The following is a 19,478-nucleotide window of genomic DNA, read 5'->3' on the forward strand; positions in this document are numbered from 1 at the left end:
CCATGATGATGACGGCGATGCTGATGGCGGCGGCCCTGTCGGGCGAGTCGATGCAGGCGGGCCTTCCGGACCTGCCCTTGCTGGCGGGCGCGACGGCGGCCCCGGATTGCGGCAACCAGGCTGTGCTGGCCGGCGCCTGGTGCGTCAGCGCCCCCTTGTCGGCCATGGACGGCGTGGCCCAGGCCTATGTGGCCGAGCTGACCGGCAAGGGCTGGCTGGTCGCCGACGGCAGCGACAGCCGCGCCCTGCTGGTGCGGCGCAAGACGGACGGCGGCTGCGAGGCCGTCCAGATGCTGATCGTGCGTGACACCTCGACGCCGGCGACGGCGGACAGCGTCGCCTGGCTGGGGGTCGCGAGCCTGCCCGGCGACGTGTGCGCCCCGGAGGCGGAATGACCACCGCCCGTATCGACGCCCGTTTCGCCGCGCTGAAGGCCGAGGGCCGGGCCGGGTTCGTGGCCTATGTGATGGCCGGCGATCCGACCCGGGAGCAGGCGCTGGAAATCCTGCGCGGCCTGCCGGCGGCCGGGGCCGACATCATCGAGCTGGGCTTTCCCTTCTCCGATCCGATGGCCGAGGGGCCGCCCATCCAGCGCGCGGCGCTGCGCGGGCTCAAGGCCGGGCTGACGCTGAAGGGCACGCTGGCGCTGGCCGCCGCCTTCCGCGAGGGCGACGCCGACACGCCGCTGATCCTGATGGGCTATCTCAATCCGATCGAGACCCACGGCTACCGGGCCTTCGCCGACGACGCGGCGGCGGCGGGCGTGGACGGGGTGATCGTGGTCGACTGCCCGCCGGAGGAGGCCGGGCCGCTGTCCGACGCCCTGGACGCGGCGAAGGTGTCGCTGATCCGGCTGGCCACGCCGACCTCGGACGACGCCCGGCTGAAGATCATCGCCGGGCGCACCTCGGGCTTCGTCTACTACGTCTCGGTGGCGGGGGTGACCGGGGTCAAGGAGGCCCAGGCCCTGTCGGTGGCCCCGGCGGTCGAGCGGGTGCGCGCGGCCTCGGGCCTGCCGGTCGCGGTCGGCTTCGGGGTCAGGACCCCCGAGCGGGCGGCGGAGATCGCCCGCGTGGCCGACGCGGTGGTGGCCGGCTCGGTGCTGGTCGACGAGGTGGCGGCGGCGCTTGAGGCGAACGAACCGGCGGCCGGCCGCGTTCTGGCCAGGGTGCGGTCGCTGGCCGGGGCGGTCCGGGGTGCACGGGCCGGAGAAACCGTCTAGAGAGCGGCCCATGGTCGACAAGAACAAACCCCAGCAGGAGAAGCGCGGCGGCTGGCTGTCCCGCTTCGCCCCCGGCGTGCGCAAGATCGTCAGCCGGCGCGACACGCCCGACAATCTGTGGGTCAAGGACCCCGACACCGGCGAGATGCTGTACCGCTCCGACCTCGAGGGGTCGCTGTGGGTCACGCCGACGGGCCGGCACATGCGCATCGACGCGCCGACGCGGTTGCGTTTCACCTTCGACGACGGCCAGTACGAGGCGATCGACACGCCGGAGGTGCCGGAGGACCCGCTGAAGTTCTCGGACGGCAAGCCGTACAAGGAACGGCTGGCGGCGGCCCGCAAGGCGAGCGGGCGCAAGGACACGATGGCGATCGGTTTCGGCGAGCTGGACGGCGTGCCGGCGGTGGTCATCGTGCAGGACTTCACCTTCATGGGCGGGTCGCTGGGCATGGCCGCGGGCGAGGCCTTCATCGCCGCCGCCCGGGCCGCGATCGAGCGGGGCGTGCCCCTGGTCTGCTTCACCGCCGCCGGCGGCGCGCGGATGCAGGAGGGCGCGCTCAGCCTGATGCAGATGGCCCGCACGACCCTGGCCATCCAGGAACTGAAGGCGGTCCAGCTGCCGTTCGTGGTGGTGCTGACCGATCCGACCACCGGCGGGGTCACCGCCAGCTACGCCATGCTGGGCGACGTGCACCTGGCCGAGCCGGGGGCCCTGATCGGCTTCGCCGGCCCGCGCGTCATCGAGGCGACCATCCGCGAAAAGCTGCCGCCGGGCTTCCAGCGCGCCGAATATCTGCAGGAAAAGGGCATGGTCGACCGCGTGGTCACGCGGGCCGAGCTGCCGGCGGTTCTGGGCCGGATCCTGTCGATGCTGATGGGCGGGAAGCGCCGGGCGGCGTAGACCATTTTTGCTTCAGTCGATTCGACCTGAATCCAAAAAATGGTCCACTTTCATGCGAGAGCCTGATTCACGCTTTCAGCGGAACCGCGTAGCGGTTCCACTTCAAACGATCAGGCTCTAGGCCCAATGGACCCAATTTCCGAACGTCTGCGCGCCCGCCATCCGCAGCGCATCGATCTGTCGCTGGACCGGATGCGGGCGCTCTGCGCCGCCCTGGGCGATCCGCAGCACAGGCTGCCGCCGGTGATCCACGTGGCCGGCACCAACGGCAAGGGCTCGACCGTCGCCTTCATTCGCGCCATCGCCGAGGCGGCGGGCCTGAGCGTCCACGCCTACACCTCGCCGCATCTGGTGCGGTTCAACGAGCGAATCCGGCTGGCCGGGCGGCTGATCGAGGATGAGGCGCTGAACGCCGTCCTCGACCGCGTCGAGGCCGCCATCGACCGGTCCGGAGCCGAGGCCACGGTATTCGAGAGCGCCACCGCCGCCGCCTTCGTCGCCATGAGCGAGACGCCCGCCGATCTGGCCGTCGTCGAGGTCGGCCTGGGCGGCGTGCTGGACGCCACCAACGTCATCGAACGGCCGCTGCTCAGCGTCATCGCCCCGGTCGACCTCGATCACGCCGAATTCCTCGGGACCAGCCTGCGCGGCGTGGCGGTCGAGAAGGCCGGCATCCTCAAGGCCGGCGCGCGCGGCCTGATCGCCCGCCAGCCGGAGGAGGCCATGGCGGCGATCGAGATGGCGGCCGACGCCGTGCGGGCGCCGCTGACGGTCATGGGGGTGGATTTCGACGCCTGGGCCGAGCGCGGCGGCATGGCCTTCCAGGACCAGGCCCGCTTCCTCGACCTGCCGGCCCCGGCGCTGGCCGGGCCGCACCAGGTGGCCAACGCCGGTCTGGCCGTCGCCGTGGCGCTGGAGCTGGACCTGCCCGAGAGCGCCATCGTCAACGGCCTGCGCACCACGCGCTGGCCGGCCCGGATGCAGCGCCTGACCGCCGGACCCTATGGCGAGGCCGCGCGCGCGGCGGACGCCGAGCTATGGCTGGACGGCGGGCACAATCCGCACGCGGGCCGGGCGCTGGCCGAGGCGCTGCTCGAGCGTCAGGCGCGGGCCCCGCGGCCGCTCGCCCTGATCGTCGGCATGCTGGCCAACAAGGACGCCGGCGGCTTCTTCGAGGCGCTGAAGGAAACCGGCGCCACGGTCTTCACCGTCCCGTTCGAGGGCGCGGCGGCCGAGCCGGAGGCCCTGGCGGCGGTGGCGCGCGGACACGGACTGGGGGCGACGGCCTGCGCCTCGGCGACGGAGGCGCTGGAGCGCGCGCTCCGCCTCGGGGCGGGCCGGGTGGTCATCTGCGGCTCGCTCTACCTCGCGGGCGAGGTGCTGGGCGCGAGCCGCGAGACCTGGCCGGACTAGATCAGGCGGAGATGCCCGCCTCGGCCAGCCATTCGACGATCTTGCCCTTGGGCATGGCGCCGACCTTCATCGAGGCCAGCTGGCCGTCCTTGAACAGCATCAGGGTGGGGATGCCCTTCACGCCGAGGCGCGACGGGACCATCGGGCTGTCGTCGATATTGACCTTGGCGATGACGACCTTACCGGACAGCTCGTCGGCGATCTGTTCGAGGGCGGGGCCAATCTGCTTGCAGGGGCCGCACCACTCCGCCCAGAAGTCCACCAGCACGGGGGTGGAGGATTTGAGGACGTCGGCGTCGAAACTGTCGTCGGTGACCTTGACGGTGGCCATGGGCTCTCCTTGGCGCCTCCTGGCGGAGGCCGCGCGATTGTGTGTCCGCCGGGATCATGGGGTGATTCCGGCGCTTCGGGTCCGATGTGGGGCGCGTCGCCGATCAAATCAACGCGCGTCGTCGATCAACGGGCGACGAGGGCGGCGTCCATCAGCGCCTGCGGGACCGGCATCAACCTCGGCCGGTCGGTCCACACCAGCGCCGCCTCGACCGGCCGGTCCGGATAAAGCCGCCTCAGCACCGCGACATAGACCGCCAGTTGCAGCACATAGGCCGGGTCGGCGGCCTCGATCCGGTCGGGGGCGGGACGGTTGGTCTTGTAGTCGACCACCAGCACCCGCTCCGGCGTGATCACCAGCCGGTCGATCCGGCCGGAAACGGCGACGCCGGGCGGAAGCTCCGGCGCGCTTCCGGACAGGGCGACCTCGGCCCGCGAGCCGGGGCCGAACACCGGGGCGAAGCGGGCGTCGTCCAGCACCGAAAAGGCCGCCGCGATCATCTCCGCGCGCTGGTCGTCGGTCAGGTCCCGTTCGCGGGACAACATGCGGGCGGCGGCCGGGGCCCGCCCGGCGGGGGCGATGTCGGGCAGCCGCTCCAGCAGCCGGTGGATCAGATCGCCGCGCCGGAACCGGCCCAGCGGCGCGCCCGGTCCGGCCGCGGTCGCCAGCGGCGAGGGGGCGGGAATGCGGACCGCGCCCTCCATCTGCGACGGTGAGGCGTAACGGGCGGCGCGGTCGGGGGCGGGCGGCGACCCGGCCCAGCCGGGCAGGGCCGCGCCGGTCGAAGCGTCGGCGCGTTCAGGGGGGAGCCGGGCCGGGTCGGCGCCATAGCGGCGCACGCCGTCGCCGATGTCTCGCGCCTCATCGCCGAGCCGGTCGAAGGTTTCCGTCAGCACCGACCACCAGCTGCCCTCGTCATAACCCAGCTTCGAGTTGCCGCAGGCCCGGCCGAGCAGGATCAGCCGGTCGCGGGCCCGGGTCAGGGCGACATAGAGCAGGCGCAGGGTCTCGGCGTCGGTGCGCGCCTGCCGGGCCTCGCGCGCGGCCCTGGAGGCGTCGCAGTCCTCCTTCGCCGAGCCCGGGCACATCAGCCAGGCCTCGGACCCGTCGTCGAGCGCCACCGGCATCAGCGACGGGCCCTGGGCCTTCGCCCGCGAGGTGGTGTCCGGCAGGATGACGATGGGCGCCTCCAGCCCCTTGGCCCCGTGCACGGTCATGACCCGCACCTCGCCGCGGGGCCCTTCCAGCTCGCGCTTGACCTCGACGTCGGCGGTCTCGAGCAGGGCGACGCACGTTTCCAGATCGACCGCGCCGCGGTCCTCGGCCGAAAGCACCTGGTTGAGGGTCTCGTCGATGGCCTCCTCGGCCTCGCGCCCCAGCCGGCGCAGAACGCGGGCGCGCCCCGAAGCGCCGGTGTCGTCAACGCGGTTGAGCAGGCCCGAGAAGAAGGCGAAGGGGTCCCGGTCGCGGCTGTCCAGCGCGAAGGCGAGAAGGTCACGGGCGTGGGACCACTCCGGCCGCTCGGCCGCGCGCCGGCGAAGCTCGCTCCACAGCCTGCCCCGCGTCTCCGCTCCGGCGAGGGCGAACAGACTGTCTTCGTCGACGTCGCAGAACGGGCTGCGCAGCACGCCGGCGAGGCTGAGGTCGTCGTCGGGATAGAGGGCGAAGCGGGCGAGCGCGATCAGGTCGTCGAAGACGATGTGCGAGGACAGTTTGAGGCGGTCCGCCCCGGCCACCGGCACGCCGGCGGTCTTCAGGGCCCGGATGATTTCCTCGAAGGTGGCGTCGCGGCGGCGCACGAGGATCAGGAAGTCGCCGTAGCCGCACGGCCGGGGCTCGCGGGTCCTGCGGTCGTACACCGCCTCGCCGGTCTCGACCTGGCGGCGGATCCCGGCCGCCAGCCGCGCGGCCAGCTGCTTGCGCCCGCTGGTGCCGGGCTCCTGGTCGACCGGATCCCAGACCTCGGGTTCGGGCGGCCTGATGTCCTCGAACAGGGGCCACAGGTCGACGCAGCCGTGCTGGCCCTCGCGCCGGGCGAGGTGGGGCGGGATGGCGCCGATGTCCTCGCCGGCGAGGGCGGCGGTCCGCCCGGGCCCCTCGAACACCGCATCGACGAAGCGCAGCACCTCCGGCGTCGAGCGGAAGGAGGTCGCCAGCTCGACGCCCTGGAACCCGGCGCCCGAGCCCGTCACCAGCGCATCGTAGCGCTGGGCCTCGTGGCGAAGCCGCTCCGGCCGCGCGCCCTGGAAGGAATAGATCGACTGCTTCTCGTCCCCGACCGCGAAGACGGTGCGGGCGAGGCGTTGTCCCGAGGCCGGGATCGGTGTGAAACGCTGCCCGCCCTCGCCGGCGAAGAAGCCTTCGGTGAGCGCGCGCAAGATGTCCCATTGCTGGGGCGCGGTGTCCTGGGCCTCGTCGACCAGCACGTGCTCGATGCCGCCGTCGAGCTTGTAGAGCACCCAGGCGGCCGAGGCTTTCTCGGTCAGCAGGTCGACGGTGCGGGCGACGAGATCGCCGAAGTCCAGCGCGCCCTTCGCCGCCTTGGCCTCGTCGTAAAGCCGGGCGTGAGCCTCGGCCAGCATCAGCACGTGGCGGGTGTCGGCGGCGACCCGGGCCTTGCGCAGGGCCTCGAGCGCTGAAAGGTATTTGAGCTGCAGGTCCGCCAGCCAGGCCCCCGCGAGCGGGGGCGCCTTGGCGGTGGCCATGGCCTTGCGCGGCTCGCCGCCGGTCAGGAAGACGTCGCCGAGGCCGGCGAAGCTCCAGTCGGCGCCGCGCATCCGCCCGGCGCATTTCTGGTCGTTGGCGGAGCCGGTCGCCATCAGCGACGCCGTCTCCAGCCATTCGGTGCGGTCGAGCCAGCGCATGAAACCGGTCTCGATGGTCTCCGGCGTTTCGTCGGGATGGGCCCCGACGATCACGTGGGGCGCGGGGGCCCGGTCCTCGAGGATGCGGGCGGTGTAGTCGGTCAACCTGGCCCGGTCGGCTTCGACCATGCCCAGCAGAGACTGGAAGGCGCCCCAGTCCAGTTCGACGGCGAAATGGCTGTAGGCCCACCCGAGCGGGCCGTCGCCATCGGCCAGCGCGCGCCGGGCCAACTCCTCCCGCGCGCCATGCGACAGGGCCAGCGCCGCCTCGTTCTCCAGCACGGTGAAGCCGGGGGTGACGTCGGCCTCGATCGGGAAGCGGCGCAGCAGCTTTTCGCAGAAGGCGTGGATGGTCTGGATCTTCAGTCCGCCCGGCGTCTCCAGCGCCTTGGCGAACAGGCGGCGCGCCTTCGACAGGTCGGGGCCGGTCAGGGAGCCGGGGTCGCGGGTGTCGAGATCGGCCAGCGACTGCGCCAGCTTCTGGTCGCTCATCACGGCCCACTCGCCGAGCCGGTCGAACAGGCGCGCCTGCATCTCGGCCGCGGCGGCCCTGGTGTAGGTGACGCACAGGATTTCGCCGGGCTGGACCTCCTCCAGCAGCAGCCGGGCCACGCGGTCGACCAGGGTCGAGGTCTTGCCCGAGCCGGCGTTGGCCGTAACGAACACCGACTGGCGCGGATCGGCGGCGGCGATCTGATGCGGGTCGGGCAGGATGCGGGCGCTCATTCGGCGTCCCCGCCGTCTTCCCCGCCGACGACGTGCCATTCCCAGACCCGGGCGAGATGGTCGTAGTTGCCGCCGAACGAGCCCATGAACTGCGGCGCCACCCACGACAGATAGGGGGTGTCGGGATCGTCGAAGCGGGCGATGCGGGTCTTCAGGCCTTCCAGCGCCGCTTCCGACAGGGCCACGGCCTCCTCGCCCAGCGCGCGCACCGCCGCCTGACCGGGAACCTTGCGTCCCACGACCCGGACATAGGTCAGTTCCTCCGGTGGGACCGGGCCGGCGTCGGACAGGCCGGCCTCGGCGAGGATGGCGCCGGTCAGGGTCAGCTGCGGCGAGAAGCCCGACCTCACCTGTTTCGGCGACGGGATGGAGCCGGTCTTGAAGTCCAGTATGGCCGCGCCCGTGGGCGACAGTTCAATGCGATCGGCCTTGGCGGTCAGTCTGAAGGGGCCGGCCGGGGCGGGAATCCACAGCTCGACCTTTTCCTCGACCCGGATCTCGACGCCGCGCGCGCGCCGCCCGGCCTCCCAGCCGGCCAGCCAGCGGGCGCAGTTGCGGGCCAGCGGCGTCTCGCGGGCCATGGCCGCCTCCTCGAAGCCATGGTGACCCAGCTCCTCGAGCAGCAGGCTCTCCAGCTGGTCGGCGCAGTCGTCAGGCAGGGCCTCGGGCCAGGACAGGGTCAGACGCTCGACCGCCTTGTGCACGGCGTTGCCCCGGGCCAGCGCTTCCGCGGACTGACCGGGTCGGTCCATTTGTCTCAGATTCAGGACATAGCGCGCATAGATGGCGTAGGGGTCGCGCACCCAGCGCTCGACGCCGGTGACCGGCAGTTCGCGCGGCCGGCGCTCCACCGGAGGTCGCGGGGCCGGGCGGCGGGCGTAGTCGGGCGTGGCGCGGGCGGGGGCGTCCAGCGCCCGGGCCTGGTCGAGGTGGACCGACGGCCGCTCCAGTTCGACCGGGGTCTCTGGCGCGTTCGCCCCGCGGGTCAGCATCTCCAGCCGCCACAGCCAGCGCGACTTGACCGCCGGCTGGCCGCCGCGCCGTTCGGAATGGACCAGGATGGCCTCGTCGGCGCAGGCGGCCTGGACGAAATCCTGGGCGGTCTGGCCGAGACGGCGCTCGGGCGGCGGCAGGCCCAGAGCCTTGCGCATCGGCCGCGACAGGAAGGGGTCGGTCGGGGCGGCGTTGGGCCAGACGGTCTCCTCCAGCCCGGCCAGGATCATGCGGTCGGCGCGCACCAGCCGCGCCTCGATGGCCCCGAGGATGCGCAGGCGCGGCTGGTTGGCGCCCCCGGTGCGCACCGTCTCTTCGGTCAGCAGGGTCCGGACCAGTTCGGCGAAGTCGGTGCGGGACATCTCGCCGAGCGAGGCGCCGCCCTCGATCAGCCCGGCCGCCATCGCGGCGGCGGCCTCGCCGTCGGGACCGGCCCAGGCCTCCTGCCCGGCGACGGACTCGATCAGCATGGTCAGGGCGCGGGCGGCCGCGTCCAGCGGGGCGGCGGGGACGAAGGGGGCGCGGGCGGCGTCGGACAGGCTCTCGAGCCGGTCGAGCAGGCGACGGGCGGCGGCCACGCGTTCCAGCGTGCGGTCGGAGCGGGGCCGGCCGTCGTCGCGCGGCTCGCCCGCCTTGAGGAGGGTGCGGCGGGCGCGGGCCCAGTCTCGCAGGCGCGGGCCGCGCAGGGCGTATTCCTCCAGCGCCTTGATGGCCCTCGCCGGCTCGACGCCGTCGAGGTCGAACCGGACCAGCGGGTGTTTGAGCAGGCCGAGCAGGGCGTGCGGGTCGAGCGGATCGGCGATGAAGCGGGCGGCAAGGTCGACCAGCCGCCCCGCCGGCATGCGCGACAACGGCTGGCCCGAGGAATTGTCGGCGACCACGCCCCAGCGCTCCAGCCGGGCGGCGACGCGGCGGCCCAGCGCAAGGTCGGGGGTGACGAGGGCGCAGGTCCTTCCCGGCGTCTCCAGGGTTTCGCGCATCATCAGGGCCAGGGTCGCGGCGGCGTCCTCCTCGGCGCGGACGGTGACCACCGACAGGCCCTCCAGCCCCTCGGCGATCGGATCGGCCGAGCGCTCGCGGAAGGCGTCGGCGCGCAGGGTTCCGATCAGGTCGCGCCAGTCGTCGGTGGCCTCGGCCGGGCGCAGGGCCTCATTGAGCAGCCGCTGACGGGCGCGGGCCCTGGCGGCGCGGACGGGCGCCTCGGGCGGCTGGAACCATGGGCGCACCGCCTCGCGCCCAACGCCGTGCCGGTCGAGCAGCCGCCACAGGGCGTTCTGGGGGTGCTGTTCGTTGTCTCGAAGCTGTGACCAGACCGCCGGATCGAGGTCGCGGTCGAGGCCGGGCAGGACGACGCAGCCCTGCGGCGCCTGGGCGACGGCGGCGAGCACGTCGGCGGCGGCGGGGGCGGTGCCGGTCGAGCCGGCGGCGATGACCGGCCGGGTCGGCGGCCGCTCCGTCCAGGCCTCGGCCAGCAGGCGCAGCAGCCGGGCCCGCCGCCACGCCGGATCGACCAGCCCCATGGCTTCCAGCCGCTTCGGCCAGGCCTCGACGGCGAGGCCGAGGAACCGCGCCGACTCCTGCCAGTGTTCGGCCAGGTCGCCCTCGACCAGGGTCGCCACGCGCTCGAGGCCGGCGATCTCCTCCAGCTGGCAGGAGTCGAGGAAGCCCCCCAGCGCGTCGGCCATCTCCAGCGCCCGCAGCGGGGCGAGGCCGGGGCGGAAGTCCTCGACGATCATCCGCGCCATCTCGAAACGGCGGGTCAGGGGCGCGATGGCGGGCGGCAGGTCGAGGCCCAGTTCGCCGGGCGCGAACGGCGGCTCGTCCTCCTCGAGGTCGCCCAGCGGCCGGACCTGCGGCAGCAGCACCGGCCGGTCGCCCGCCAGCTTCGTCAGGGCCGAGGTGAAGGCCCGGGCGGCGCGGCGGTTGGGCAGCAGGATGACGGCGTCGGACAGGGCCTCGGGCGGGTGTTCGCCGAGCCAGTCGAGCACCCCCGCCGCCAGATCCTCGAGGAACGGCCGCCGCGCCTCGACCGCGTACCAGCGGGGACCCGGCGATCCGAACGGGTCGAAGCGGGGGGTCATCCCGTCCCGGCCAGTCTCGCCTCGGCCTCGTCGCGCGCCTGCGGGTCGCCGACGTGCATCCAGTCGCCGTCGAGCACGCAGCCGTACAGCCGACCGGCGGCGGCGGACCTGCGCCACAGGCCGCTCAGCGAGAACGGTCCCTCGGGCCCGTCGGCGACATAGTCGGGCCGGCAGATGTGGACGCCCATATAGGCGTAGGGCGCGCTCGGCGCGTCGCCACGGAAGGTCAGCCGGCCATCCCGGGCGAGGAAGACGTCGCCGTCGCCTTCGAATCCGATCGAGCCCTCGCGCCGCGCCAGCAGCAGGGCGACATCCATGATTGACGGATTCCACAGGCGAGCGAGTTGATTCAGCGCGGAATTCCCCTCACGGCCGTTGTCGGTCCAGACGCTGTCTATATTGGCCACGAACACCGGATCCGGGCCCAGCAGCGGGGCGGCCTTCTTCAGCCCGCCCCCGGTCTCGAGCAGTTGCGGCCGCTCGTCGGAGATGACGATGTCCGGTCCGCGCCCGCGCGCGGCGAGGTGATGCTCCAGCCGGTGGGCGTACCAGTGGACATTGACCACGGCCCGCTCGACCCCGGCCTCGGCGAGCCGGTCGAGCACATGATCGATCAGCGCGCGGCCGGCCACCTCCACCATCGCCTTGGGCCGGTCGTCGGTCAGCGGCCGCATCCGCGTGCCGAGTCCGGCGGCCAGCACCATGGCGGTCCTGGGGGTGGCGCTCATCGGCGCAGCTCCGCCGGGACATGGGTGTCGAACCATTTGAGAAGCGCTTGTCCCGCCAGTGGGAGATTGCGCTCGAGGTGCCGCCACATGCGCGGCATGAAGGCGCGGTAGCGCGGCTTGCCGTCGCGCACCACCAGCCGCGCGAAGACGCCGAGGATGCGGGCCTCGTTCAGCGCCGCCAGCCCGGCGTAGTCGCGCATGAAGGCGTCGCGGTCGACCTGCGGCCGCAGGCTGAAATAGTGGTCCAGCGCCCTGGCTTCCAGTTCCGGCGCCACGTCGCGGCGGGCGTCCTGCAGCAGGGAATGCAGGTCCCACGACGGATGGGCCCGCACCGCGTCCTGGAAATCGATCAGGCCGACGCGGGCGGCGCCGTCCCGCCCCGGCAGCCAGATCAGGTTTTCGGCGTGGTAGTCCCGGTGGGCCATCACCGACGCCTGGCGTTCGGCGCCCTCGATGATCGGCGCCCAGGCGGCGTCCCACCCGGCGAGCGCCGCATCGGAGAAGCGCAGCGCGGGCTCCAGCTTCGGCATCCATTCGACGAACAGGTCGGCGCCGCCCTTCAGCGCGGTCGCGTCATAGGTGAGCAGCGGCCAGTCGCCGGCCGCGCCGGTCAGGAGATCCGGCGTCGCCGCCTCATGCAGGGTGGCCAGCGCCTCGACCGCGGCGAGGTACAGCGGCTCTTCCGGCTCACCCGCCTCGATGACCCGGGCGAACAGGTCGCCGCCGAAGTCCTCGAGCACAGCCAGCCCCGCGGCGGCGTCGACGGCGACGATCTCCGGCGCCGACAGCCCCAGCGAGCGCAGGTGGGCCGCTACCGCCGCGAAGGCCTCGATCCGGCCGGCCGACAGCCGGGCCACCGCGTTCCAGCCCTCGGCCCGGCGCCGCTCGGGCGACCATGAGGGGTCACAGGGCTGGGACTCCGCCGCCGGGGCCTGGTCCATCAGCATCAGGGTTGCGCCCTGGGGCGTGGTCAGCCGCTCGTAGCGCCGGGTCGAGGCGTCGCCGGGCAGGGGCGCGCGCGCGGCGTCGGCGAGGCCGGCCGCCCTGAGGAAATCGAGACGCTGGTGTTCGCGGTCAGACATGGAGGGCCTTCAGCTTGCTTTCCCACGCCCCTACGCCAGAAACGGTCGCAACGCGGCCCGTCCCGAGTTCCGCCAGGCTGACGCTCAGCCGGTCCGGCCCGAGCCAGGCCGCCGGGTCGTCGCCCAGCCGTTCGGGCCATTCGATCACGGCGCAGCCCTCGTCCAGCGCCTCGTCGAGACCGATCTCGGCGGCCTCCGCGGGGCGGGTCAGGCGGTAGAGGTCGAAATGCGCCACCGGGGGCTCGCTCTCGTAGAACTGCACCAGGGTGAAGGTCGGCGACGGCACGTCCTCGTCCGGCCGGGTCAGGGCGCGGATAAGACCGCGCGCCAGGGTCGACTTGCCCATGCCCAGCGGCCCGTACAGCAGGACGGTCTCGCCCGGCGCCAGCAGCGGGGCGATCTCCGCGCCCAGCCGCGCGGTGGCCGCCGCGTCGTCGAGCGCCAGCGTCATGCGCCCTGTCTCAGGCAAAATCGGCGTCCGGCTGGCTGGGCAGGACCCGTTCGGTGAAGGCTTTCAGCGCATAGGTGGCGCGCGCGGCGTCGATATCGAGCCGCGACGGCGGGATCGGCTTGCCGACCTTGAGGAAGAACCGCTTGCGCCGCTTGTTCAGCAATTCGTGGAACAGGGTGATGTCGCGCAGCTCCGGCGAAATCCGGTCGAACCAGTGGAACAGACGGGAGGTCGGGCCGGCCACATGGATCGGCACGATCGGCGCGCCGTATTTCCGCGCCAGGGAGGGGGCGGTGGGGGCCCATTCCGGATCGGTCACCGAGCCGTCGCGGGCGACCCGCGCCAGCCGGCCGGCGGGGAACATGACCACGCAGCGCCCGGCCTCGAACGCCTCCTTCGCCGCCTGAAGGGTCGCCCGGGTCTTTTCGCGGGTGCGCTTCTCGACCACCCATTCGACCGGAATGACCGCCTCGCCGAGACGGGGCGAAACGCGCAGGGCGTCGGCGTTGGCGAAGAAGACGGCGTCCTGCCGCCGCGTCCGGATCGCGTCGAACACCGCGATGCCGTCGGCGATGCCGGTCGGGTGGTTGGCGACGACGATGCAGCGGCCCGTCGCCGGTATCCGGTCGGCGTGCATCGTCGTGACCTTCAGGTCGAGCAGATCGCTCATATAGTCGAGCGCCTCGGGTCCCGAGAGCGGCCGCACCGCGTCGGCCATGCGCACGGCCTGGCGATAGTTGAGCAGCCTGTAGAGGAAGGGGCGCGCCAGCGGCCACAGGGCCGACCCGGTCAGGCGCGGCGCGCGCTCGGCGATCAGCACATCGCAGATGTGCGGCTCGGCGGATCCGGGCGGGGTCAGGACGGCGGCGGTCATGCCGCGCGGTTGTCGCCGGTCCCGCGGCGGTCCGCAAGCGGTTCGAAAGCGTCGCGGCATTGACGCGTCGCCCCCGCGGCGCCACCCCTTCGCGCCATGAAATCCGCTCAACGCCGAGGACTCCCGCGCATGCGCCCAGCGACCCGCCGCCTGACCCGCCTTCTGACCGGCCTCAGCGCCGCCGCCCTGATCGCCGGCGCCGCCCTGCCGGCCCTGGCCGGGACGCCCGTGCCCCCGGCGGACGCCGCCGCCACGGCCGCGCCCGCCGCGCCCGTCCAGGCCGCCGAGCCGTTCAGCTACCGTGACATGATCCCCGCCAACCGGCTGGGGGATCCGCAGGTGTCGCTGGACGGCCGCTGGGTCGTCTATTCGGTGACCGCCACGGATGTGGAGGCCAACCGGCGCCAGGGCTCGCTCTACATCATGGATCTGCAGGATCCGGGCGAGGGCCGGCGGCTGGCGATCAGCGAGGGCGGGGCCAATACGGCGCGCTGGGGCTCCGACGGCAAGCTGTATTTCCTGTCCGGCCGCTCGGGCTCGAGCCAGGTCTGGCGCGCCGACGCCGACGGAACCGACCCGGTGCAGGTCACGGACCTGCCGGTCGACGTCAACGCCTACCGACTGAGCCGCGACGCCGGCAAGGTGGCGGTGTCGCTGGCGGTGTTCCCGTCCTGCGCCGACCTGGCCTGCACCGTCGACCGCGCCAGGGCCGAGGCGGACAGCAAGAGCACCGGCCAGGTCTATGACCGCATGTTCGTGCGCCACTGGGACACCTGGAACGACGGAACCCAGAACCACCTGTTCGTGGTCAATACCGACGGCTCGGGCGAGCCGGTGTGGGTGACGAAGGGCTTCGATGGCGACACCCCTTCCAAGCCGTTCGGCGACGAGGGCGAATTCACCTTCACGCCCGAGGGCGACGCGGTGGTGTTCTCGGCCCGGCTGGCCGGCCAGAGCGAGCCGTGGAGCACCAATTTCGACCTCTACCGCACCAATGGCCTGACCGGCGACGGCACGTTCGAGAACCTGACCGACGACAATGACGCCTGGGACACCGGTCCGGTGTTCTCGCCCGACGGCCGCACCCTGGCCTACCGCGCCATGGCCCGGCCCGGCTTCGAGGCCGACAAATACGCTGTCTTCCTGCGCGACATGGACACCGGCCAGGTCCGCCAGATCGCGGCGAACTGGGACCGTTCGGCCGACAGCCTGCAGTGGTCGCGCGACGGGAACACCGTCTATGTGACCGCCGGCGACGTCGGCCAGACGCGCATCTTCTCGATCGACACGCGCAATGGCGTGGTCACGCCCGTGACCGGTCCCGGTCATGTCTCGGCCTTCGCCCAGACGCCGACCGGCTTCGTCTTCGCCCAGGATTCGCTGACCCGTCCCAGCGAGCTGTTCGTCAAGACCTTCCTCGGCCGCGAGATGCCGCGCCGCATCACCGACGTGAACCCCCAGCTCGACGACCGGGCCTTCGGCGAGCCGGAACAGTTCAGCTTCGAGGGCTGGAACGGCGAAACGGTGCACGGCTACGTCATCAAGCCGGCCGGCTATGTCGAGGGACAGAAGTATCCCGTGGCCTTCCTGATCCACGGCGGGCCGCAGGGTTCGTTCGGCAACAGCTGGTCCTACCGCTGGAATCCCGAGACCTACGCCGGGGCCGGCTATGCGGTGGTGATGATCGATTTTCACGGCTCGACCGGCTACGGCCAGGCCTTCACCGACGCGATCAGCCAGCACTGGGGCGACCGCCCGCTGGAGGATCTGCAGAAAGGCTGGGCCCACGTGCAGCAGGCCTACCCCTTCCTCGATGGCGACCGGGCCTGCGCCCTCGGCGCCTCGTACGGCGGCTATATGATCAACTGGATCGCCGGCAACTGGCCCGGCGAGTTCAAATGCCTGGTCAACCACGACGGCGTCTTCGACACCTTCGGCATGGGCTATTCGACCGAAGAGCTGTGGTTCACCGAGTGGGAATACGGCGGCACGCCGTGGGACAACCCGCGCGGCTACCAGGAATTCAACCCGGCCAACCACGTCCAGAACTGGCGCGACCCGATGCTGGTGATCCAGGGCGACCTCGACTTCCGCATCCCGACCGCCCAGGCCCTGTCGACCTTCACCGCCCTGCAGCGGCGCGGCATCGAGAGCCGGCTGGTGGTCTTCCCGAACGAGAACCACTGGGTGCTCAAGCCGGCCAACAGCCTGCAATGGCACACCGAGGTGTTCGGCTGGCTCGACAAGCACCTGAAGCCGGTCGACTGACCGACTCGCCAGAAAAAGGGGCGCTCCCGCCAGGGAGCGCCCCTTCATCATGCCGGCGGCGTGATCAGTTTACGCGCGCGTTGGCGGTGGCCGCCTCACGCAACTTGGCATGCTCGATCTCGGTCATGCAGCGCGGGGTGCTCCAGACCGGTTCGGACGGGGCCAGCGCCACCGCCTCACGGGCGGTGATGAAGACCGGCGCGGCGCCGTAGACGCGGGCGAAAGCCCGGCGGCTGGCCGCGTCCCTCTCACAGATGAGCACGCCGCGGGCCGACGCCGGGTCGGCCCTTGTCGTTCGGGCCTGAACGGGCGTCATGGCCGAGACGGTGGTTGAAACAGCCATACCGGCCACGAAGGCGGCGGCGACAAGGGTGCGAGCGGTGCGCATTCGAACCTCCAGAACGCCTGAAAATGCTCAGGACGCGGAGCGAAGAATGCGCCTTTCACCGCCGATGTAAATATTTTGCGACAAATCGAAGTATGAAATTTTACAGACGGCCGCCGGAGCCTCGCTGAGCCTTTCCCCTCCCTCGCGCGTTCTCTCCGCTCTACGGAGAGCCAGTGCTTGTTCAAGCCCTTGAAAGACAATCCGAACTGGCTCGTCGTGCGAGACCGGGCTCTCGTCCCTGCGGGCGCGAGGATGCGCGGCTGGCGCGACTGGGTCGTCGCCAACGATCCGGTCTACGCCGCGGCGCGGCGGCCGGGACCGCCGGAAAAGGTCGCCGCCGCCATCACCCTGCTGCTGGTCGCCGCGGTCGTGCTGTTCCTGATCCTGTTCGACTGGAACATGCTTCGGGGGCCGATCGGCCGGTGGGCCTCGGCGCGGTATGACCGGGAAATCCAGCTCAACGGCGACCTCGACGTCAATCTGTTCAGCTGGACGCCGTCCGCCCGGGTGCGAAGCCTGCGCGTCGGCGGTCCGGACTGGGCGCGCGAGCGCGACACATTGCAGGTCGAGGATCTGCAGCTGTCGGTGCGGCTGCGCGCGCTGCTGGCCGGGCGTCTCGAGATGCCGCGGGTGGTCATCGCCCGTCCGCGGGCGGTGCTGATCTCGACCGCGGACGGGCGCAGGAGCTGGCATCTGAATCCGGACCAGCCGGACACCGGCGAAGGGATGAAGCTGCCGCCGATCAACCGGCTCCTGATCCAGGACGGTCGCGTCACCCTCGACGAGCAGAAGCGGAAGCTCCGGCTGGAGGCGACGTTCGACGCGCGCGAGGGCTCCGATGGTCGGGCCGGCTTCCACCTCGACGGGCGCGGCACGCTCAACGGCACGCCGCTGACGGTGGTGGTCCGGGGCGGCCCCTTCATCAACATCCGCCGCGACCGCCCCTACGGATTTCACGGCGAGCTCTCCGGGGTCGGCACGCGGATGGTCGCCGACGGGTCGATCACCCGGCCCTTCGATCTGGGGCATTTCAACGCGACGCTGCGCCTGCAGGGCCGGGACCTGGCCGACATCTATCTGCTGACCGGCATCACCACGCCGAACACGCCGCCGTACCGGCTGGCGGGCAGGCTGAGCCGGGCCGACACCAAATTCACCTTCAGCGACTTCACCGGCCGGGTCGGGTCGTCGGACCTGTCGGGGGATGTGGTGGTCAACAAGGTGGGCGACCGGCGCCGCGTCGACGCCGACCTGCGCTCGCGGCTGCTCGACATCGACGACCTGATGGCCGTGCTCGGGGCCGAGCCGCGGGTGACGCCCTCCGGCGACACGGTGGTGAGCTCCGGCGCGCCGGGCCGCCTGCTGCCCGACGCGCCGCTCAACGTCGACCGCTTGCGGGTGATGGACGGGACGCTGCGCTACAAGGCGGCGCGGGTGAAGCGCAACGAGCTCGACGTGCGCCAGGTCGACATCGGCGCCGACCTGAAGCGCGGCGTGCTCGATCTCGACCCGGTGGCCTTCACCTTCAACCGCGGCGAACTGCGCGGCACGGCCAGGATCAACGCCACGCGCGACACGCCCTACAGCGCCATCGACTTCCGCCTGCGCGGCTATCCGCTGGAATCGATCATCCCCGCCCGCAACGGTGTTCCCACGGTCACCGGGCGGGCCCTGGGCCGGGCGCGACTGGAAGGGCCGGGGGCGTCGGTGCACGACTTCGCCGCCACCTCGAAGGGGACGATCAGCCTGGTCGTGCCGCACGGCCAGATGCGCGCCGCCTTCGCCGAACTGATGGGCATCAACCTGACCGCCGGCCTGTTCAAACTGCTCGACGACGACGATTCGACGGCGGAGATCCGCTGCGCCGTGGCCGACTTCACGGTCAGCGGCGGCACGGCCACGGCGCGGACCTTCGTCATCGACACCACCCCGGTCGTGGCCCACGGCAGCGGCACCATCGATCTCGGCGCCGAGACCATGAACCTGCGCATCGACGGCGAGACCAAGGAGGCGCGGCTGATCCGGCTGTGGGCCCCGATCCTGGTGCGGGGCCCGCTGACGTCGCCCAAGGTCGACGTCGACAGCGGCGCGGTGGCGGCGCAGGTCGGCATCGGCGCGATCCTCGGGGCCCTGGTCAATCCGTTCGCGGCGCTCGTGGCCTTCGTCGACCCGGGCCTGGCGGAGGACGCCAACTGCGGCGCCCTGATCTCGTCCGCGAGGTGAATTGAGTCGAAGCGTGGCTTTGCGGCTATCCTCGCCGGATGACGCGCAGAGGATTGTTCGCCCCCGCCGCCGCCGCGCTGGCCGCCGCCTGTTCGCCCCTCGTCGCGCTGAACGCGCTCGGCCCGCGCGACGGCGGGGTGCGGCGGGTGGCGAGCGGCGTCCCCTACGGCGACGACCCGCGCCAGCGCCTCGACATCCTGGCGCCGGCGGCCGCCCCGGCGCGGCCATGGCCGGTGCTGGTGTTCTTCTACGGCGGCGGCTGGGACTCGGGCGAGCGGTCGCACTACGGCTGGGCGGCCCACGCCCTGGCGGCGCGCGGGTTCGTGGTCGCGGTCCCGGACTACCGGCTGGTCCCGACCGTCCATTTCCCGGGCTTCATCGAGGATGCGGCGGCCGCCGCCGCCCACGCGGGTGCGATCGCGGCGCGGCATGGCGGCGATCCGGCCCGGCTGGGCGTCGTCGGCCACTCGGCGGGCGCGCATCTGGCCATGATGATCACGCTCGACCGCCGCTACATGGCCGCGGCCGGGGCGCCGGGACTGATCCGGGCGGCGGCGGGGCTGGCCGGGCCGTACGACTTCCTGCCGCTGGACGTCCCCGCCTCGATCAATGCGTTCGGCCGCGCCCCCGACCTGACCCTGACCCAGCCGGTCACCTTCGTCCGCGCCGACGCCCCGCCGCTGTGGCTGGGCCACGGGACGGAGGACGAGCTGGTGCAGCCCGAGGACGCCACCATCCTGTGCCGGCGGATGACGGCCGTCGGCGGCCGCTGCGAGGCGAAACTGTATCCCGGCCTGACCCACGCCGACCTGATCGCGACCTTCTCTCCGCTGTTCCGCAAGAAGGCGCCGGTGCTGGAGGACGTCGTGGCCTTCCTGACGCGCGAGCTCGCCGCCTAGCCTCGCCATTGTCACGATCTTCCGCTATCTG

At 72.3% G+C, this 19,478-nt stretch carries 15 protein-coding genes; 7 read left to right on the forward strand and 8 right to left on the reverse strand.

Translation table 11 applies throughout. The annotated features are described in order from the left end of the window. Window positions 1–2 precede the first annotated feature (2 nt). The 4 genes from VEB62_RS04880 to VEB62_RS04895 all read left to right on the forward strand — a co-directional run bounded on the left by VEB62_RS04880 (window position 3) and on the right by VEB62_RS04895 (window position 3,539). Window positions 3–395 (forward strand): hypothetical protein, encoded by a 393-nt coding sequence (locus VEB62_RS04880; RefSeq protein WP_324796160.1) that lies wholly within the window; start codon window positions 3–5, stop codon window positions 393–395. After that, entirely contained in the window at window positions 392–1,222 is an 831-nt protein-coding gene (gene trpA / locus VEB62_RS04885; protein WP_324796162.1) for a tryptophan synthase subunit alpha, read from the forward strand. The genes VEB62_RS04880 and trpA overlap by 4 nt, the downstream gene beginning before the upstream one ends. 10 nt (window positions 1,223–1,232) lie before the next feature. Next, on the forward strand, window positions 1,233–2,126 hold the full coding sequence (locus VEB62_RS04890; protein ID WP_324796164.1) for an acetyl-CoA carboxylase carboxyltransferase subunit beta: 894 nt from the start codon (window positions 1,233–1,235) through the stop codon (window positions 2,124–2,126). Window positions 2,127–2,252: 126 nt separating this feature from the next. Beyond that, window positions 2,253–3,539 (forward strand): bifunctional folylpolyglutamate synthase/dihydrofolate synthase, encoded by a 1,287-nt coding sequence (locus tag VEB62_RS04895; protein ID WP_324796166.1) that lies wholly within the window; start codon window positions 2,253–2,255, stop codon window positions 3,537–3,539. A 1-nt stretch (window position 3,540) separates the two neighbouring features. Here the strand turns inward: VEB62_RS04895 and trxA are convergent, their stop codons facing one another. The 7 genes from trxA to VEB62_RS04930 form a co-directional block, all read right to left on the reverse strand. Further along, on the reverse strand, window positions 3,541–3,870 hold the full coding sequence (gene trxA / locus VEB62_RS04900) for a thioredoxin (RefSeq protein ID WP_324796168.1): 330 nt from the start codon (window positions 3,868–3,870) through the stop codon (window positions 3,541–3,543). Between the two features lie 125 nt (window positions 3,871–3,995). Beyond that, the gene (gene addA, locus VEB62_RS04905; RefSeq protein WP_324796171.1) at window positions 3,996–7,460 is read right to left on the reverse strand and encodes a double-strand break repair helicase AddA; all 3,465 of its coding nucleotides are present in this window, start codon (window positions 7,458–7,460) and stop codon (window positions 3,996–3,998) included. Next, the gene (gene addB, locus VEB62_RS04910) at window positions 7,457–10,534 is read right to left on the reverse strand and encodes a double-strand break repair protein AddB (RefSeq protein ID WP_324796173.1); all 3,078 of its coding nucleotides are present in this window, start codon (window positions 10,532–10,534) and stop codon (window positions 7,457–7,459) included. Before addB ends, addA begins: the two co-directional genes overlap by 4 nt. Then, window positions 10,531–11,238: an N-acetylmuramate alpha-1-phosphate uridylyltransferase MurU gene (murU, locus tag VEB62_RS04915; RefSeq protein WP_324796327.1), complete on the reverse strand. Its 708-nt coding sequence runs from the start codon at window positions 11,236–11,238 to the stop codon at window positions 10,531–10,533. The genes addB and murU overlap by 4 nt, the downstream gene beginning before the upstream one ends. A 20-nt stretch (window positions 11,239–11,258) precedes the next feature. After that, the gene (gene amgK, locus VEB62_RS04920) at window positions 11,259–12,344 is read right to left on the reverse strand and encodes an N-acetylmuramate/N-acetylglucosamine kinase AmgK (RefSeq protein ID WP_324796176.1); all 1,086 of its coding nucleotides are present in this window, start codon (window positions 12,342–12,344) and stop codon (window positions 11,259–11,261) included. After that, window positions 12,337–12,795 carry a tRNA (adenosine(37)-N6)-threonylcarbamoyltransferase complex ATPase subunit type 1 TsaE gene (gene tsaE / locus VEB62_RS04925; protein WP_324796178.1) on the reverse strand — a complete coding sequence of 153 codons (459 nt, stop codon included), beginning with the start codon at window positions 12,793–12,795 and terminating at the stop codon, window positions 12,337–12,339. Before tsaE ends, amgK begins: the two co-directional genes overlap by 8 nt. A gap of 10 nt (window positions 12,796–12,805) precedes the next feature. After that, window positions 12,806–13,669 carry a lysophospholipid acyltransferase family protein gene (locus VEB62_RS04930; RefSeq protein WP_324796180.1) on the reverse strand — a complete coding sequence of 288 codons (864 nt, stop codon included), beginning with the start codon at window positions 13,667–13,669 and terminating at the stop codon, window positions 12,806–12,808. Window positions 13,670–13,798: 129 nt separating this feature from the next. Here VEB62_RS04930 and VEB62_RS04935 point away from each other — a divergent pair, with 129 nt between their 5' ends. Beyond that, complete coding sequence (locus tag VEB62_RS04935; protein ID WP_324796182.1) at window positions 13,799–15,937, forward strand: prolyl oligopeptidase family serine peptidase; 2,139 nt, start codon at window positions 13,799–13,801, stop codon at window positions 15,935–15,937. A gap of 64 nt (window positions 15,938–16,001) precedes the next feature. Here VEB62_RS04935 and VEB62_RS04940 read toward each other — a convergent pair whose 3' ends face one another. Next, window positions 16,002–16,325 carry a hypothetical protein gene (locus VEB62_RS04940; protein WP_324796183.1) on the reverse strand — a complete coding sequence of 108 codons (324 nt, stop codon included), beginning with the start codon at window positions 16,323–16,325 and terminating at the stop codon, window positions 16,002–16,004. A gap of 177 nt (window positions 16,326–16,502) precedes the next feature. On the opposite strand from VEB62_RS04940, the gene VEB62_RS04945 reads away from it, so the two are divergent. Then, complete coding sequence (locus VEB62_RS04945) at window positions 16,503–18,548, forward strand: AsmA family protein (protein WP_324796185.1); 2,046 nt, start codon at window positions 16,503–16,505, stop codon at window positions 18,546–18,548. Between the two features lie 38 nt (window positions 18,549–18,586). Continuing rightward, window positions 18,587–19,447, forward strand: coding sequence for an alpha/beta hydrolase (locus tag VEB62_RS04950; protein WP_324796187.1), 861 nt, complete (start codon window positions 18,587–18,589; stop codon window positions 19,445–19,447). Window positions 19,448–19,478 lie beyond the last annotated feature (31 nt).

The sequence above is a fragment of the Brevundimonas sp. genome, from assembly GCF_035626975.1.
In the GTDB taxonomy this organism is placed as follows: domain Bacteria; phylum Pseudomonadota; class Alphaproteobacteria; order Caulobacterales; family Caulobacteraceae; genus Brevundimonas.

Coding starts and splice junctions, on each gene's coding strand:
- VEB62_RS04880 (WP_324796160.1), top strand. CDS start 3: ATGATGATGACGGCGATGCTGATGGCGGCGGCCCTGTCGGGCGAGTCG.
- trpA (WP_324796162.1), top strand. CDS start 392: ATGACCACCGCCCGTATCGACGCCCGTTTCGCCGCGCTGAAGGCCGAG.
- VEB62_RS04890 (WP_324796164.1), top strand. CDS start 1,233: ATGGTCGACAAGAACAAACCCCAGCAGGAGAAGCGCGGCGGCTGGCTG.
- VEB62_RS04895 (WP_324796166.1), top strand. CDS start 2,253: ATGGACCCAATTTCCGAACGTCTGCGCGCCCGCCATCCGCAGCGCATC.
- trxA (WP_324796168.1), bottom strand. CDS start 3,870: ATGGCCACCGTCAAGGTCACCGACGACAGTTTCGACGCCGACGTCCTC.
- addA (WP_324796171.1), bottom strand. CDS start 7,460: ATGAGCGCCCGCATCCTGCCCGACCCGCATCAGATCGCCGCCGCCGAT.
- addB (WP_324796173.1), bottom strand. CDS start 10,534: ATGACCCCCCGCTTCGACCCGTTCGGATCGCCGGGTCCCCGCTGGTAC.
- murU (WP_324796327.1), bottom strand. CDS start 11,238: ATGGTGCTGGCCGCCGGACTCGGCACGCGGATGCGGCCGCTGACCGAC.
- amgK (WP_324796176.1), bottom strand. CDS start 12,344: ATGTCTGACCGCGAACACCAGCGTCTCGATTTCCTCAGGGCGGCCGGC.
- tsaE (WP_324796178.1), bottom strand. CDS start 12,795: ATGACGCTGGCGCTCGACGACGCGGCGGCCACCGCGCGGCTGGGCGCG.
- VEB62_RS04930 (WP_324796180.1), bottom strand. CDS start 13,669: ATGACCGCCGCCGTCCTGACCCCGCCCGGATCCGCCGAGCCGCACATC.
- VEB62_RS04935 (WP_324796182.1), top strand. CDS start 13,799: ATGCGCCCAGCGACCCGCCGCCTGACCCGCCTTCTGACCGGCCTCAGC.
- VEB62_RS04940 (WP_324796183.1), bottom strand. CDS start 16,325: ATGCGCACCGCTCGCACCCTTGTCGCCGCCGCCTTCGTGGCCGGTATG.
- VEB62_RS04950 (WP_324796187.1), top strand. CDS start 18,587: ATGACGCGCAGAGGATTGTTCGCCCCCGCCGCCGCCGCGCTGGCCGCC.